This window comes from Gilliamella apicola (assembly GCF_003202915.1).
GTDB classification, from domain to species: domain Bacteria; phylum Pseudomonadota; class Gammaproteobacteria; order Enterobacterales; family Orbaceae; genus Gilliamella; species Gilliamella apicola_Q.
Genome location: NZ_QGLP01000004.1, coordinates 34,777 through 49,771 on the forward strand (window position 1 = coordinate 34,777; position 14,995 = coordinate 49,771).

At 34.1% G+C, this 14,995-nt stretch carries 12 protein-coding genes; 11 read left to right on the plus strand and 1 reads right to left on the minus strand.

The features are described from left to right. Positions 1-7 precede the first annotated feature (7 nt). The 4 genes from nudB (at position 8) to DKK79_RS01685 (ending at position 3,710) form a co-directional block, all read left to right on the plus strand. Complete coding sequence (gene nudB, locus DKK79_RS01670) at positions 8-475, plus strand: dihydroneopterin triphosphate diphosphatase (RefSeq protein WP_034883442.1); 468 nt, start codon at positions 8-10, stop codon at positions 473-475. Beyond that, positions 472-888 (plus strand): hypothetical protein, encoded by a 417-nt coding sequence (locus DKK79_RS01675; protein ID WP_110422578.1) that lies wholly within the window; start codon positions 472-474, stop codon positions 886-888. The genes nudB and DKK79_RS01675 overlap by 4 nt, the downstream gene beginning before the upstream one ends. Before the next feature lie 93 nt (positions 889-981). Beyond that, positions 982-2,445 carry a 4-hydroxy-3-polyprenylbenzoate decarboxylase gene (gene ubiD, locus DKK79_RS01680; protein WP_110422579.1) on the plus strand — a complete coding sequence of 488 codons (1,464 nt, stop codon included), beginning with the start codon at positions 982-984 and terminating at the stop codon, positions 2,443-2,445. Positions 2,446-2,636: 191 nt separating this feature from the next. Next, complete coding sequence (locus tag DKK79_RS01685) at positions 2,637-3,710, plus strand: SEL1-like repeat protein (protein WP_034883438.1); 1,074 nt, start codon at positions 2,637-2,639, stop codon at positions 3,708-3,710. Between the two features lie 11 nt (positions 3,711-3,721). On the opposite strand, the gene ppc is transcribed toward DKK79_RS01685, so the two are convergent. Then, positions 3,722-6,370 (minus strand): phosphoenolpyruvate carboxylase, encoded by a 2,649-nt coding sequence (gene ppc, locus DKK79_RS01690; RefSeq protein ID WP_110422580.1) that lies wholly within the window; start codon positions 6,368-6,370, stop codon positions 3,722-3,724. Between the two features lie 330 nt (positions 6,371-6,700). On the opposite strand from ppc, the gene DKK79_RS01695 reads away from it, so the two are divergent. The 7 genes from DKK79_RS01695 to secD all read left to right on the plus strand — a co-directional run bounded on the left by DKK79_RS01695 (position 6,701) and on the right by secD (position 14,995). After that, a complete protein-coding gene (locus DKK79_RS01695) occupies positions 6,701-7,192 on the plus strand; it encodes an NADH-quinone oxidoreductase subunit J (RefSeq protein WP_034883434.1) in 492 nt (163 codons plus the stop codon). Between the two features lies 1 nt (position 7,193). After that, positions 7,194-7,496, plus strand: coding sequence for an NADH-quinone oxidoreductase subunit NuoK (gene nuoK / locus DKK79_RS01700; protein WP_034883433.1), 303 nt, complete (start codon positions 7,194-7,196; stop codon positions 7,494-7,496). Continuing rightward, positions 7,493-9,343, plus strand: a complete 1,851-nt coding sequence (locus DKK79_RS01705) for an NADH-quinone oxidoreductase subunit 5 family protein (RefSeq protein ID WP_110422581.1) — start codon at positions 7,493-7,495, stop codon at positions 9,341-9,343. Before nuoK ends, DKK79_RS01705 begins: the two co-directional genes overlap by 4 nt. 17 nt (positions 9,344-9,360) lie before the next feature. Continuing rightward, positions 9,361-10,902, plus strand: coding sequence for a complex I subunit 4 family protein (locus DKK79_RS01710; protein ID WP_110422582.1), 1,542 nt, complete (start codon positions 9,361-9,363; stop codon positions 10,900-10,902). A gap of 6 nt (positions 10,903-10,908) precedes the next feature. Continuing rightward, positions 10,909-12,627: an NADH-quinone oxidoreductase subunit N gene (locus DKK79_RS01715; protein ID WP_110422583.1), complete on the plus strand. Its 1,719-nt coding sequence runs from the start codon at positions 10,909-10,911 to the stop codon at positions 12,625-12,627. A gap of 122 nt (positions 12,628-12,749) precedes the next feature. Continuing rightward, positions 12,750-13,082, plus strand: a complete 333-nt coding sequence (yajC, locus tag DKK79_RS01720) for a preprotein translocase subunit YajC (RefSeq protein ID WP_110422584.1) — start codon at positions 12,750-12,752, stop codon at positions 13,080-13,082. Between the two features lie 56 nt (positions 13,083-13,138). Further along, positions 13,139-14,995, plus strand: a complete 1,857-nt coding sequence (secD, locus tag DKK79_RS01725; RefSeq protein ID WP_110422585.1) for a protein translocase subunit SecD — start codon at positions 13,139-13,141, stop codon at positions 14,993-14,995.

Consider the following 14,995-nt stretch of genomic DNA (forward strand, 5'->3'; position numbering starts at 1 on the left):
TATTTATATGCAAAAATATAAGAACCCAGAGTCAGTATTAGTTGTTATTTATTGTAAACGGACTTTGCGTGTTCTTATGTTGCAGCGTAAGGATGAGCCTAATTTTTGGCAATCAGTTACAGGTAGTATGGAAGATAATGAATCACCTATAGATACGGCAATTCGTGAAGTTTTTGAAGAAACCGGTATAGATATTAATGGAAAAAATCTTAAATTAATTGATGTAAAACATGTAGTTGAGTTTGAAATTTTTCCTCAGTTTCGATATCGATATGCACCAGAAGTAAAGATAAATAAAGAACATTGGTTTTATTTACCTCTTAATGATGAAATAATACCTGTACTTACTGAACATTTATCTTATCAATGGTTAACTATAAAAAATGCCGCCAATATTACTTTATCGCCAAATAATTGTGAGGCAATAAGTAAAATTGATTCAATTGATGGATTTAATTTGAGGAATTTAAAATGAAACTTAACCATTATTTTATTTTGTTATCTAGTCTATTTTTTTTCGTATCAAATAGTCATGCTGACATTAATATCAATAAATGTAAAGCTAACGAAGGTGAATATGTCATTTTTGATGAATATGATTCACAAATAGCCGAAAAAATTATTGAACATATATTACATAATCAACCAGAAAAGCGTGAAAGTAGCATCATTAAAATATTTGCTAATGAAAATAGTGATGATCGAAATTACTGGTTATCTTCTTTCCAATTCGATGACCAGACGCATCAATATCTTTTTTATCAGGTAGATACTGATAATTTTATTGAAATCGATCGAGACCAATTTGAAGATTTATTACCTAGCATTGTTGAGTGTAATCAAAATAAACAAACACCTATTTATAGTGAAAATTTTGATGAAGACTAACTGGTGTATCGTAGAAATAATTGTCTAGGGGATTAAAAATTACCTTTATGTTTATTTAAGAAACGGTAAATAAGTAATAGAGAGTGTTAATAAATGAACTTTTCAGATTTTCGCGAATTTTTAGATTATCTTGAACAGCATGGAGAATTAAAACGTATTACTTATCCAGTTAACCCTTATCTTGAAATGACCGAAATAGCTGATAGAGTCTTACGTTCACAAGGTCCAGCATTATTATTTGAAAACCCTATAGGTTATGACATTCCTGTACTGTGTAATCTTTTCGGTACGGCTAAACGAGTCGCTATGGCTATGGGGCGAGAAGAAACCACAGAGTTGCGAGAAATTGGCGAATTACTCGCTTTTTTACGAGAGCCTGAACCACCTAAAGGTATTCGACAATTTTTTAATGTTCTGCCTAAATATAAACAAGTTCTCAATATGCCGGTAAAACGTCGGTCTTCAGCACCTTGTCAGGAATTAATTTTTAAAGATGATGAGGTCGATTTAAGACAATTACCTATTATGCATTGCTGGCCAGGAGATGTAGCTCCACTATTAACTTGGGGCTTAACTATCACTAAGGGGCCGTATAAAGATCGTCAGAATATCGGTGTTTACCGCTTACAACTATTAGGTAAAAATAAATTAATTATGCGGTGGTTGTCACATCGCGGTGGGGCGCTTGATTTTGCTGAATGGCAACAAGCACATCCAAATGAAAATTTTCAGGTTAGTATCGCAATTGGCGCAGATCCTGCTACTATATTAAGTGCAGTTACTCCGATACCGGATACGTTATCAGAATACGCTTTTGCAGGATTGTTACGAAACAGTCGAACTGAAGTTATTAAATCATTATCAAATGAATTAGAAGTGCCAACGACAGCTGAAATTATTCTCGAAGGTTATATCGATCCCAACGAACTAGCTGTTGAAGGCCCTTATGGTGATCATACTGGTTACTATAATGAAGTTGAAAAATTTGCAGTGTTCACGGTGACTCATTTAACTAGACGCAAAGATGCTATTTATCATTCCACTTATACTGGTCGGCCACCAGATGAACCAGCAGTCATGGGACTTGCATTAAATGAAGTGTTTATTCCAATTTTGCAAAAACAATTTCCTGAGATTGTGGATTTTTATCTCCCACCAGAGGGATGTTCATACCGGATTGCTATTGTCACAATCAAAAAACAATATCCAGGACATGCAAAAAGAGTCATGATGGGAGTATGGTCCTATTTAAGACAATTTATGTATACTAAATTTATTATCGTTTGTGATGATGATATTAATGCAAGGGATTGGAAAGATGTTATGTGGGCTGTTTCGACAAGAATGGATCCACATAGAGATACGATATTTGTTGATAATACTCCAATTGATTATCTAGACTTCGCTTCGCCAGTGTCTGGTTTAGGGTCTAAAATGGGATTGGATGCCACAAATAAGTGGCAGGGTGAAACAAATCGAGAATGGGGAAAGATTATTGCTAAAGATGAAAAAGTGGTAGCCCATGTCGATGAAATTTGGAATCAACTTGGTTTGTAATCCGCTTAATTAAACGGTGGATTACCATAGATTACCATGAGCCTAACTTAACGATTTAAATATATTGGCAATGCATAAAAACATTAATTTTCAATTAAATAATGAAAAAAAGTGAATTTTGAAAAACAAAACTATTCCCTTTTTAATCAATTATGTATAATTATTGTTAATACTATGGCGTTTAAACAATTATGAAAAAACTTCAAATTATATTGTTGTTGATGTTATCTGTCTCTTGTGGAGCAATGGCAAGTGAAGATAAAACACAACCAAATACCGAATTAAAAGTAAGTGATCCTAGTTCGTTAATCCCTTCTTTGCTACTTTCTGCTGAAAAAGGCGATATGCAGTCTCAATACACGTTAGCAACAATTTATAAACAAGGATTAGGTATTGAAGTCAATGATCAAAGAGCATTCTTTTGGTTCAGAAAAGCCGCCGAACAAGGTTTAGATAAAGCTCAGAATAATTTAGCATTTATGTATCAAAATGGTTTAGGAACTAAAGCTGATTTATCGCAAGCATTCAGATTTTTTAAATTAGCTGCCGATCAAAATTATGCTTTAGCTAAATATAATTTAGCTTTGATGTATAAAAATGGTGAAGGTGTAAAAAAAAATACGCCAGCTGCGATTGATTATTTTACCCAAGCCGGTGATCAAGGTATTTATAATGCTTATTTGAATCTAGGCATAATGTACTTTTTTGGGGATGGCGTTGAAAAAGATCGTATGCTAGCGGCAGATTGGTTTAGTAAAGCAGCAAGAGACAATAATCCAGAGGCACAATATTATCTAGGATTAATGTCTCAAGAAGGTGATGGTTTAACGCAAGATAGTGTTGCAGCTGTTTATTTTTACACTCAAGCTGCACAACGTGGCTATGTGCTAGCAATGTATAATTTAGGCATTATGTATGCAACAGGTACAGGAACAAAACCAGATAACTCTCAAGCTGCCTATTGGTTTAATAAAGCAGCAGAAGGTGGTAATGCTGATGCTCAATATAACATAGCAGTTATGTATGATGTTGGTGGTGGTGTGCCTAAAGATATATCAAAAGCAATAGAATGGTATACTAAAGCAGCTCAACAAGGAAATGTTGATGCGCAATATAATCTAGCGGTTAAATATCTTGAAGGCGAAGGCGTTAAACAAAATAATAACCTAGCGATTTATTGGTTTACTCAAGCCAGCCAGCAAGGTGATGAGGATGCGCAGGCCTATTTAAAAGAGCTTTCTCAACAAAATGAAAAGGGCGAATAAGCCCTTTTTTATTATCCTGAATTTCTCATTCCAGCTGCAATACCAGATATGGTTATCATTAATCCTTGTTCAACTATGGTATTTTCATCATCATCAGTATTTTGACGCGAACGACTTAATAATTCTGCTTGTAATAAATTCAGTGGTTCAATATAAGTATTTCGTAAAGCTACTGATTCTGCAATCCAAGGAAGGTCCGCCATCAAGCTGATATCATCTGTAATAGTTAGTACCGTATTGATATCATTAGTTAATAAATTTCGTAATTCCTCACCTAATGGCCATAATGTTGGAGAAACCAATCTTTGTTCATAGTATTCATGAATATTGGGCGCCGCTTTAGCGTAAACCATTTCTAACATTCCTAAACGAGCATTAAAAAATGGCCAATTATGATACATATCCCTAAGTTGCTCTTTTTTCCCCTCATTGATAACTAGTCTAAGTGCACTTCCAGCCCCAAGCCATGAAGGAACCATTAAGCGATTTTGTGTCCAAGCAAAAATCCATGGAATTGCTCGTAAACTCTCTATTCCACCACCAGTTCGACGTTTTTGCGGTCGGGAACCTAATGGAAGTCTACCAAGCTCGGTTTCTGGGGTAACGGCACGAAAATAATCAACGAATTCAGCCTTTTCTCGTATATAACTACGATAACATTGGCATGAATAATCAGACATTTCATCCATAATATCTCGCCAAACCTGTTTAGGTTCAGGCGGTGGTAGTAAATTGGCTTGTAAAATAGCTGAAGCATAAAGCATCAAACTACTCAGTGCAACTTCTGGTAATCCGAGTTTGAATCGAATCATCTCGCCTTGTTCTGTAACACGTAACCCTCCTTTTAATGATCCAGGTGGTTGTGATAGTAAAGCTGCGTGAGCCGGTGCTCCACCTCGTCCGATTGAACCGCCACGACCATGGAATAACACCAAGTTAATATTATATTGTTCAAACAAATTAACTAATTCTTCCTGTGAACGATACTGTGCCCAAGATGCAGCAAGGGTTCCGGCGTCTTTTGCTGAATCCGAATAACCAATCATAACCATCTGTTTACCATTAATCTTTTCTCGATACCAAGGAATATCTAAAAGTTTTTGCATAACAGATTTTGCATTATTTAAATCTTCTAAGGTTTCAAATAAAGGCGCAACAGGAATATCTTTTTGGCAATCAACAATTTTTAAAAGTAAGTAAACCGCTAAAATATCAGAAGGGGCTTTGGCCATCGAAATGACATAAGATGCAATCGATTCTTCACCGGCCTTTTTGATAACACGGCAAGTATCAAGGACTTCTTGAACCATTTCATCTGGTTGCCAATTATAGGGCAGTAAAGGTCGATTAGATTGTAATTCAGTTAATAAAAACTGTTGTTTTTCTTCTTCTGACCAGGAAGCATAACTACCTAAGTTAAGTTCCTTGGTTAAGGCATCTAATGCTTCAGTGTGAACCGAACTATCTTGACGGATATCTAATCTAACTAATTGCAATCCAAAACTTTTAATTCGTCTTAATGTATCTAATAACGGCCCATGAGCAATAGTTGACATTCCATTCTCAATCAACGATTCATAACAAGTATAGAGCGGTGTCCATAATTGTTCATTTTTTATTAAAAGATCGTTAGGCGCTAAAACTTGTTCATTATTCAATAGTGCTACAATATAGCTATGGGTTTTAGCCAAGCGAGAACGCAACTGTTTCATTACCGCTCGATAAGGCTCTGATGCAGCTTTATTTTGTTCATCTAATAAATCAATAACTGATGAGCTACACTCTGTCATTGATAATTCGCGAACTAAGATTTGAATATCAGCTAAAAATAGCTCTATTGCTTTTAACCTAGCTTGCAACATCACTCTTGCGGTAACTTTTGCCGTTACATTGGGGTTACCATCGCGATCTCCCCCCATCCATGAGGTAAATTTAATGGGAACATGTTCAACGGATAGCTCTTCATTAAACGCATCGACTAATTGATCATTAAACTCACGTAAGAATAATGGTACACCTTCCCATAAACTATCTTCAATCACCGAGAATCCCCATTTAGCTTCATCAAGAGGAGTAGGACGTTTTTTACGAATTTCGTCGGTGTACCATGCTTGGCAAACAAGTTGTTTTAATCGACGCATAATTCGCTCTTTTTCATAATCAGCTAAATCATTATGGTCAAGTTGTGACAAACAACTATTAATTGCTGTGTAAGTATTAATCATCGTACGGCGATTAATTTCTGTTGGATGCGCAGTAAGCACTAACTCAATAGATAAATTATCAATCGCTTGTTTAATTTTTTGAGGCGCGAAATTTAAATTTTTTAGGGATTTAAATAGTTCGGTCATCTTTTTGGGGCTACTAGATGCCTCGCCATGTGGAGAAATTCCATAATACTCGGCAGCAGTATTAACTAAATTTAAAAACTGATTAAACGCACGTGCAACATGAAGTAAATCTTGGTTATTAAGATTTTCAATTAACTTAAGCAATTCATTATGTGCTTGCTTATTTCCTTGTTGCGCGGATTTGGATAATTGACGGATTTTTTCGACTAAATCGAATGTTTCATTACCTGTTGCGCGTTTAATCGCATCGCCTAATAGGGTTCCTAACATATTGACGTTGCTTCGCATGGATGAGTATTGATTATTCATTCTATTCTCTACTTGTTAATATTTTGCCTAAGTGCCTTTAAGCTGCTTTCCTCAAAATGACAATTTAAAGAAGAAGGTATAAATATAGGTTAATTGCACAGGATATATACTTTATAACAATGTTGTATTGAATTTAAATAATAAAATTTTATAGTTTTTTTAATTTCTACTGTTTTTATTATATTGGCTAAAGATACCACTCTGGTTACTATGCAAAGTTAATAATTCATTTAGAGAGAATTTTTTGTATTAACACAACGTTAGTAAACTGTATATTATCGGCGATTGGGTATATACTATTAGAATATGAAATAAATATTGGATTATTTAATGATCGTTGTTTTTTATATTGCATCGATAATTGCTGTTGTTGCTAGTATAATAGTGATTTTTTGTAGACGAGTAGAAAAGGCAATTTTATATCTTGCTATTTCACTCTTTGCATCAGCATTGATATTTATTCTACTTAAAACTTATATTTCAGCTGTTTTGTATATCCTCTTTTTTATATGTGGTGTAATACTTCTTTTTTTAGCTGTCTCTATTTTGCTAAAAATTCATAAAGACAGTGTTGAAACCAATAAACATGGTATTAGTCCTAAAATTTGGTTGGGACCACTAGTCTTAGCGTTTATATTGTTAGTTATTCTTATTTATGGTGTAGTGGGTACTGACTATTCGCAATTTAAGCAATCACATGAATTAATGCACCAAATGTCGATATATGCTTATGTTTTGATGATTGAGTTAGCGGTATTTTTATTATTAGGTGCTGCAGTTATAGCTTATTATTTTATACATCGAATGTTTTCGGAGAAATAATGTGATACCACTTATGTATGGACTAATTGTTGCTTCTATCTTGTTTGTCATCGGACTTCTAGGGGTAATGATTAGACGAAACCTCTATTTTTTATTGTTAAGTCTTGTCATCATGAATAATGGTGCAATAACGGCTCTTTTTGTCGCGAGTAGTTATTGGCAACAATCAGATGGAGAAGTCCTTGCTATCTTAGCGGTAACTACCGTTTTAGCTCAAATAGTTGTTGGACTCACTTTACTTGTCAAATTAATTTATCGCCGTAAAAACTTTAATATTGATTCATTGAGTGAAATGAAAGGATGAATTTACTTTATTTAACTATCATTGTTCCATTGCTATCTTTTCTGATATTGGTTTGTTTTGGACGACAAATGCGATCGATTAATGTTATGTTAATCGGAATTTGTACTATCTTTGTTATCGGTTTAATAACCATGTTTTCTTGTGTTGATTTTATTACCAATACTGTTCCTGATATGACTTTGGTTTATACGAGAAATTTATGGACTTGGTTTTCTGTCGGGGATTTAGAAGTTCCGTTTTCTTTAACATTGGATGGTTTATCGTTAACATTTTTAGTGTTGATTTCTTTCTTTGGATTATTGATTTATTTTTTTGCTGCTTGTTATCTAAAATCAAAGGAAGATATTTATAATTTTTATGCCTATAGTAACTTACTGATAACCAGCATGTTAACCGTTGTGTTGGTTGATAATTTATTTGTGATGTTGCTTGGTTGGGAAGGAGTAAGTATAAGTACTTACTTACTTATTGGTATCTACTATAAGCAAGCGCGTAATAGTTATGCTGCGGTTAAAGCATTCGTCATGATGCATTTAACCGATATTTTTCTAATCATTGGTATATTCTTACTTTATCAAACTTTAGAAACCTTAAAAATCAGCACTATGCTAATCAAAGCGCAAAATGATTTGGCTATCGATTCAGATATTATCTTTTGGATCACCATTATGTTGTTCCTCGGTGCTATGAGTAAATCAGCCCTTTTTCCTATGCATACTTGGTTTACAGAAACAACATTAGCGCCAATGCCAGCTGTTGCACTATTACAATCTTCGACGGTTATTTTGGCGGGAGTTTATCTCGTTTTAAGACTGAGCAATCTGTTTATGATGTCTAGCGATACTCTCTATATCATGCTTTTATTCGCTTCATTAACAGTTATATTTGCTAGTAGTATTGCTTTAGTTCAAAATGATATAAAACGAATTGTAACTTATATCAATTTAACTCAAATTAGTTATCTATTTTATGCATTTTCAACTCAAAACTGGAGCTTGTCATTAAATTGTTTGATTAATTATTCAGTAACCAGTACATTGTTGATCCTTGCTACGGCAATTTTAGTAAAACAATGTCGCGGCGAACGTGATATTAGCAAACTTGGCGGCTTATTAAAATCTACCCCAATATTGTATATTATCTTTTTAATTATCATGCTTTCTCTTAGCGCTTTCCCTTTGATTTCTTCATCATTTTATATCAAAGGCGATATTATTCTAGGATTAATGTCACAAGGTAATTTACTGGTAGGTACCATTAGTTTATTAGGTATATTATTATCTAGCTTAAGTATTTGGCGTTTAATCTTTTCAGTTTTCCATCATAAGCCGAATAAGAAGAATCAATTTGTTAAAATTAAAAAGATAAATTATTTACCGATTTTTATCTTACTGATTTTTACCACTGCATTGTTTATATATTACCCTGTGCCAACTCAAGGGATTCTTCCGATTGCAACTCTTGATACCCAAGGGCAATTACCATTCCGACTCCTGTTAGGTGCGGTGACCTTATTAAGTTTAGTCATTGCCTACATTTTTTATGCGTACCCTAATAGTGAAGTCCATGAAATACTTAATACTCCGATGGTTAAAAGTTTAGTAAAACTATGTAAAACCAATTGGCGGTTTGATTTTGTCTTAAATAATGTTTTTGTAAAACCGTATATCTATTTAGCTAATTGGTTGAAAAAAGACCCATTTGCCATATGGGATAATTGGGTAATGTGGGGAATCAAGAAAATAAACTCATATATTGTTAGTCTAGAAAATGGACAAATAAGATGGTATCTGGTTTCGATGGTAATAGGTAGCATTATCATATTAATGTTATTAATTTTTATTTAATAAAGGTGTGAACTTTCATGTTGTTATGGCTTGTCTTCTTACCTGTAATTGGCGGATTTATTGGTTGGCTATGTAATGTATTCTTACAAAGGAATATAGCTGCAACTAATGGACAATTGCGTTGGCAATGTTTACCAATGATGGTTGCTTTCACGACCATATTAATCACATTAATTTTAGCAATAATTTTATGGACAAATGCAATCAATGTAGAACCAAATTCAAGTTGGAATAAAGAAGTTAATATTGACTGGATTCCATTACTTGGTATTCATTTTCATCTGGTTTTAGATGGGTTATCGCTAGTTATTATTACTTCAACACTATTTATTGTACTGTTAGTGATTGTTAATTCAAGTAAAGAAAACCTCAGTAATGTTGGACTATTTTATTTATGTATATTATTTATGACATCCGCCATTATGATGTTATTTGTCATTACTGATCTCTTTTTAATGTTTTTCTTTTGGGAAGCGGTAGCCATTCCAATTTATTTCTTAATCTCTTTGTGGGGAAGGCGAGATTTAAATTCTCAATTACGCTTCAATGGAGCTAATAAATTTTTAATATATACCCAAATAAGTAGCTTATTGATGCTTATATCCATTGTTTCATTGGCATTAATAAATTGGAATTTGACCGCCCAGTGGACTTTTGATTATCAAATTTTAACTAAGACACCAATTTCAACTAATACCGAATTTTTATTAATGTTAGGATTTTTAGCGGCTTTTATTATACGTATTCCGTTAGTTCCATTTCATAATTGGTTTATTGAGGCGCATATTGAATCTTCAACAAGTGGTTCAATAATGATAAGTGGTTTATTGCTCAATACTGCTACATTTGGTTTATTGCGTTTTGTGATACCACTTTTCCCGAACGCATCTTTAGCCATTATGCCAGTTATTTCAACAGTGGCGATGTTTACTGTTTTTTATGCAGCTCTACTCGCATTCAATCAAACTGATATTAAAAAATTAATTGCTTATATTCATATCGCTTTAATGGGATTTGTTACTGCAATTATCTATAGTGGAACAGTGATAGCGTTTCAAGGTGTTGTTATTCAAATGATAGCAATAACTTTAGCTATTGTAGGCATGTTCATGATCAGTGGACTATTGGTTGAATGTTACTTAACCCGAAATATCAACCAATTTATTGGATTAAAAGAAAGAGTAAGATATTTGTCTTCTTTTACCCTATTTTTTATGTTGGCTGTGTTAGGCATACCAGGTACAGCTAATTTTGTCGGTAATTATATGATGTTATTAGGTAGTTTTACCTCATCTCCTTATTATACAGTATTACTAGTAATCGGCTTGTTATTACTATCAATTTCTTTAATTATGCGCATGCAACCTATTTTTTATGGCGCAGTGGATAACGGTGAAGTGGCCAAACAGTTTATAAGTAAAAAAGATATTCTTTTATTATCGAGTGTATTGATTGTCCTTATCTTTATCGGGCTATATCCTAAGGTGGTGTTAGATATCTCTTATTCTACCGTCAATCAAACGATACAGTACATAACAGCAGAACGAGTGGGAGAGTAATAACCTATGATCGCTTTATTGCCAATATTCATATTGAGCTTTGCCATAATTGTTTTGCTCATAGCACTGTTTGTTTATAAATTAGAAACCAAAAAATGTGCTATTTTAGCAACATCAGGTTTAATCTGTGCGTTAATTTGTTCTTCTATTTTAGGAATATTAATTTCCTATAATACCCCAGCAATAACCGATATTAGCAGCGATAATATGCAAATATCAGTGGATAAGTCACAAGATACAAAATCGCAAAATACAACTGATACTGACTTAACAAATGAGCAGACCATTGCTGTTGATGCAGTGCCAACGGAAAAAGAAACTTCGTCTACTCAAGATGAGCAAATTTCAGAGCCAATTGATCAAGAAAGTGATGATTTTGTTGGTCCTCTTCAAAATATTGATGATAATGCGCAAAGTAAGTGGCGCGCTCATCAAGTTACCGCACTATTTACTTGCGATGGCTATGGATTACTGTATACCAGCTTAATTTTAATTATTGCAATTGTGGTTGCTTCGTTGGCTTATCAATGGTTTATTCAGGAAAAGGTTGAACACGGTTTATTTTATGTGATTTTACTGTTTATGGCATTAGGTGGTATAACCCTAGTTTATGCTAGCCATTTAATGTCATTCTGTCTTGGTATTGAAATGCTCTCGATTCCATTTGTTGGATTGATCGGTTATCAGTATATGCAAACCCATGCATTAGAAGCCGCCATCAAATATATGATTTTATCCGCAATCGCCAGTTCGTTTTTATTAATGGGGATTGCTTTTTATTATGCCGCCACCGGTGAACTGACATTTAGTGGTTTAAGTTACCAACTATCAACAATGTCTTATCCAAGTATATTATTATTAATTGGAATTTGTTTAATATTAGTTGGAATTGGATTTAAACTTTCACTGGTACCTTTTCAACTTTGGCTACCTGATGTTTATCAAGGGTCACCGACCATTGTGGCGCTATTATTGTCAACGGTAGGGAAGGTAGCACTATTTTGTGCTATGGCAAGATTATTCTTACTTGCACCGATTGTTAATAATGAAACAATCCGTATTATTTTGGTTAGTATGGCATTTTGTTCAATACTATGGGGAAATTTATCGGCTTTAATGCAACGCAGCTTAAAGCGGTTGTTAGCTTACTCTTCCATAGCTCATTTTGGTTATTTATTGATTGCTTTAATTGCCGTGCAATATCAAGTGCTTGCTTTAGAAACCATTGGTGTTTATATAATTGGATACATTCTTGCCAACATCTGTATTTTAGGTGTTATTAGTTTAGAATCTCATTCCAATGAGTTACAGGATCATGAAAATGAAATTGATCTTTCGGGCTTATTTTGGCGTCGGCCTGTTCTAGCATTAACCATGGGGATCGGTTTTCTCTCTTTAGCTGGCGTTCCACTTACCGCAGGGTTTGTTGGGCGTTTCCTTTTGATCTTATTGGGGGTAACGGCTGAATTATGGTGGTTAATTGCGGCTGTAGTTATTGGTAGTGCAATAGGACTCTATTTTTATGCAAGGCTTATTCTGAATTTGTATATCAGACCAAATCAAGATGAACAGTCAAATTATAATTCAAATAACCGATTAAAATGGCAAGATATAAAAGTGAGTGAACTGCTAATTGTTCTTGCGGCAGTTTTAACTATTGTATGTGGTGTTTATCCTAAATGGTTATTTAATTTAGTTAGTACGGCTCAATATTTAACGACTTAATTGTTTTTGGGCTTTATCGTGATTGACCTAAACGATATCGGCAAGAAATAGTTAATAATCGATTTATTTATTGTGTTATAATTTTACACTTTGATATTTTTATAAAAATTAAGAGGACCAATATGGACTTTTTTATTTCTAATGCATATGCAGCAGATGGTGCAGCAGCTGAAACAAACCCTTATTTCTTACCTATTATGTTAGTTGTATTTGGGTTATTTTTCTATTTTATGATTATGCGCCCACAACAAAAACGCGCTAAAGCTCATCGAGAGTTAATGGCGGCTATTTCAAAAGGTGATGAAGTATTAACTAATGGTGGACTGATTGGTCGCGTATCAAAAGTTAATGAAAATGGTTATATTGTGTTAGAGTTAAATGATACAACCGAAGTGGTTATCAAACGTGACTTTATCACATCAGTTTTACCAAAAGGAACAATGAAATCTCTATAATAAATTTTTATTATAGTTCATTGTATTAATTATCTAATCCCACAAGAGAATATGTCGTGCTAAATCGCTATCCTTTGTGGAAGTACATTATGTTGGTCGTCGTAATCTGCGTCGGCCTACTTTATGCCCTTCCAAATATTTATGGTGAAGATCCCGCTATACAAATTTCAGGTTCAAACAGTACCGAAATTGATGTTGCTACGCAAGATAAAGTCAAACAGCTTTTGGTAAACAATCAAATTGAACCTAAATCGCTTGTTTATGAAAATAAATCTATTTTAATTCGATTAAGTGATAATGATACACAGCTTAAAGCTAAAGAGTTAATATCACAAGAATTAGGTGAAGATTATACTGTTGCACTAAATCTAGCACCAGCAACACCATCATGGTTGACTATGATTGGCGCTGAACCAATGAAATTGGGGCTCGATTTGCGCGGTGGTGTTCACTTCTTAATGGAAGTGGATATGACGACTGCATTAAGTAAATTAACAGAACAGTCGATTGAAAATTTAAAAGCTGAGTTTAATAAAAATAATCTTAATTACAAAACACTGAGCAAAAATGCAAATCAACAAATAATAATGCAATTTGATAATGTCGAAGATCGTAATAAAGCTATTACTAAAATCAATGGATTGCAAGATTATGAATTGACATCTCAAAATGAAAACAGCATTGTTATTAGTGTTAGTCAACAAAGATTGCAACAAACAAAAAGCGATGCAGTACAACAAAATACCACAATCTTACGTAATCGTGTTAATCAGCTAGGCGTCGCGGAACCCATTGTTCAACGCCAAGGTTCTGATCGAATTGTCGTTGAGTTACCGGGTATTCAAGATACTGCATTAGCCAAACGTATCCTAGGAGCAACAGCAACCCTTGAATTCAGACAAGTTAATGATGACAGTTCAATTAACTTAGCCGCAATTATAAATGGCAATATGCGTGTTCCGTATGGTTCTGAATTAAAATATATGGAAAACGGCCGCCCAGTTTTACTTTATAAACGAGTAGTATTAACGGGTGATCATATTACCGACTCTTCATTTAGAGTAAATGAATATAGCCAACCAGAAGTTTCAATTACACTTGATAGTGCTGGTGGTAAAACCATGCTTGATTTTACTCAGAAAAATCTGAAAAAAGCAATGGCAACACTTTTTGTTGAGTATAAAGATACCGGAAAACGTGATGAAAATGATAAACCTATTCTTGAAAAACAAGAGAGAGTAATTAACGTCGCAACCATCCAAGGTATTTTTAGTGACCGATTCCAAGTAACAGGTATAAGTAGTATTGATGAAGCTAGAAATTTATCTTTATTACTAAGAGCCGGTGCGTTGATTGCGCCAATTCAAATAATTGAAGAACGTACAGTCGGACCTTCAATGGGACAAGAAAATATCACTCAAGGTTTAGAATCTTGTGTATGGGGATTATTAATTTCTGTCATCTTTATGTTAGTGGTATATCGCCTGTTTGGTGTATTTGCTAGTCTTGCATTAGTTGCAAACTTAATTTTAATTGTTGGCGCTATGTCATTATTACCAGGTGCAACATTAAGTATGCCAGGTATTGCCGGTATAGTTCTAACCGTGGGTATGGCGGTAGATGCTAATGTATTGATTAATGAGCGGATAAAAGAAGAGCTAAGTAATGGGCGAGGTGTCCAACATGCAATTAACGAAGGTTATGCGGGTGCTTGGAGTAGTATTTTTGATGCCAACATTACGACATTGATCACAGCAGTAATCCTTTATGCAGTAGGTACAGGCTCAATTAAAGGTTTTGCTATTACCTTAGGTATCGGTATTGTAACATCGATGTTTACCTCGATCGTAGGAACTCGAGCATTGGCCAATCTTATTTATGGTGGTCGTCGCGTCAATAAGTTATCAATTTAG

Bases quoted from the DNA above. Each gene is read 5' to 3' on its own strand.
- nudB (WP_034883442.1), top strand. From the start codon at position 8: ATGCAAAAATATAAGAACCCAGAGTCAGTATTAGTTGTTATTTATTGT.
- DKK79_RS01675 (WP_110422578.1), top strand. From the start codon at position 472: ATGAAACTTAACCATTATTTTATTTTGTTATCTAGTCTATTTTTTTTC.
- ubiD (WP_110422579.1), top strand. From the start codon at position 982: ATGAACTTTTCAGATTTTCGCGAATTTTTAGATTATCTTGAACAGCAT.
- DKK79_RS01685 (WP_034883438.1), top strand. From the start codon at position 2,637: ATGAAAAAACTTCAAATTATATTGTTGTTGATGTTATCTGTCTCTTGT.
- ppc (WP_110422580.1), bottom strand. From the start codon at position 6,370: ATGAATAATCAATACTCATCCATGCGAAGCAACGTCAATATGTTAGGA.
- DKK79_RS01695 (WP_034883434.1), top strand. From the start codon at position 6,701: ATGATCGTTGTTTTTTATATTGCATCGATAATTGCTGTTGTTGCTAGT.
- DKK79_RS01705 (WP_110422581.1), top strand. From the start codon at position 7,493: ATGAATTTACTTTATTTAACTATCATTGTTCCATTGCTATCTTTTCTG.
- DKK79_RS01710 (WP_110422582.1), top strand. From the start codon at position 9,361: ATGTTGTTATGGCTTGTCTTCTTACCTGTAATTGGCGGATTTATTGGT.
- DKK79_RS01715 (WP_110422583.1), top strand. From the start codon at position 10,909: ATGATCGCTTTATTGCCAATATTCATATTGAGCTTTGCCATAATTGTT.
- yajC (WP_110422584.1), top strand. From the start codon at position 12,750: ATGGACTTTTTTATTTCTAATGCATATGCAGCAGATGGTGCAGCAGCT.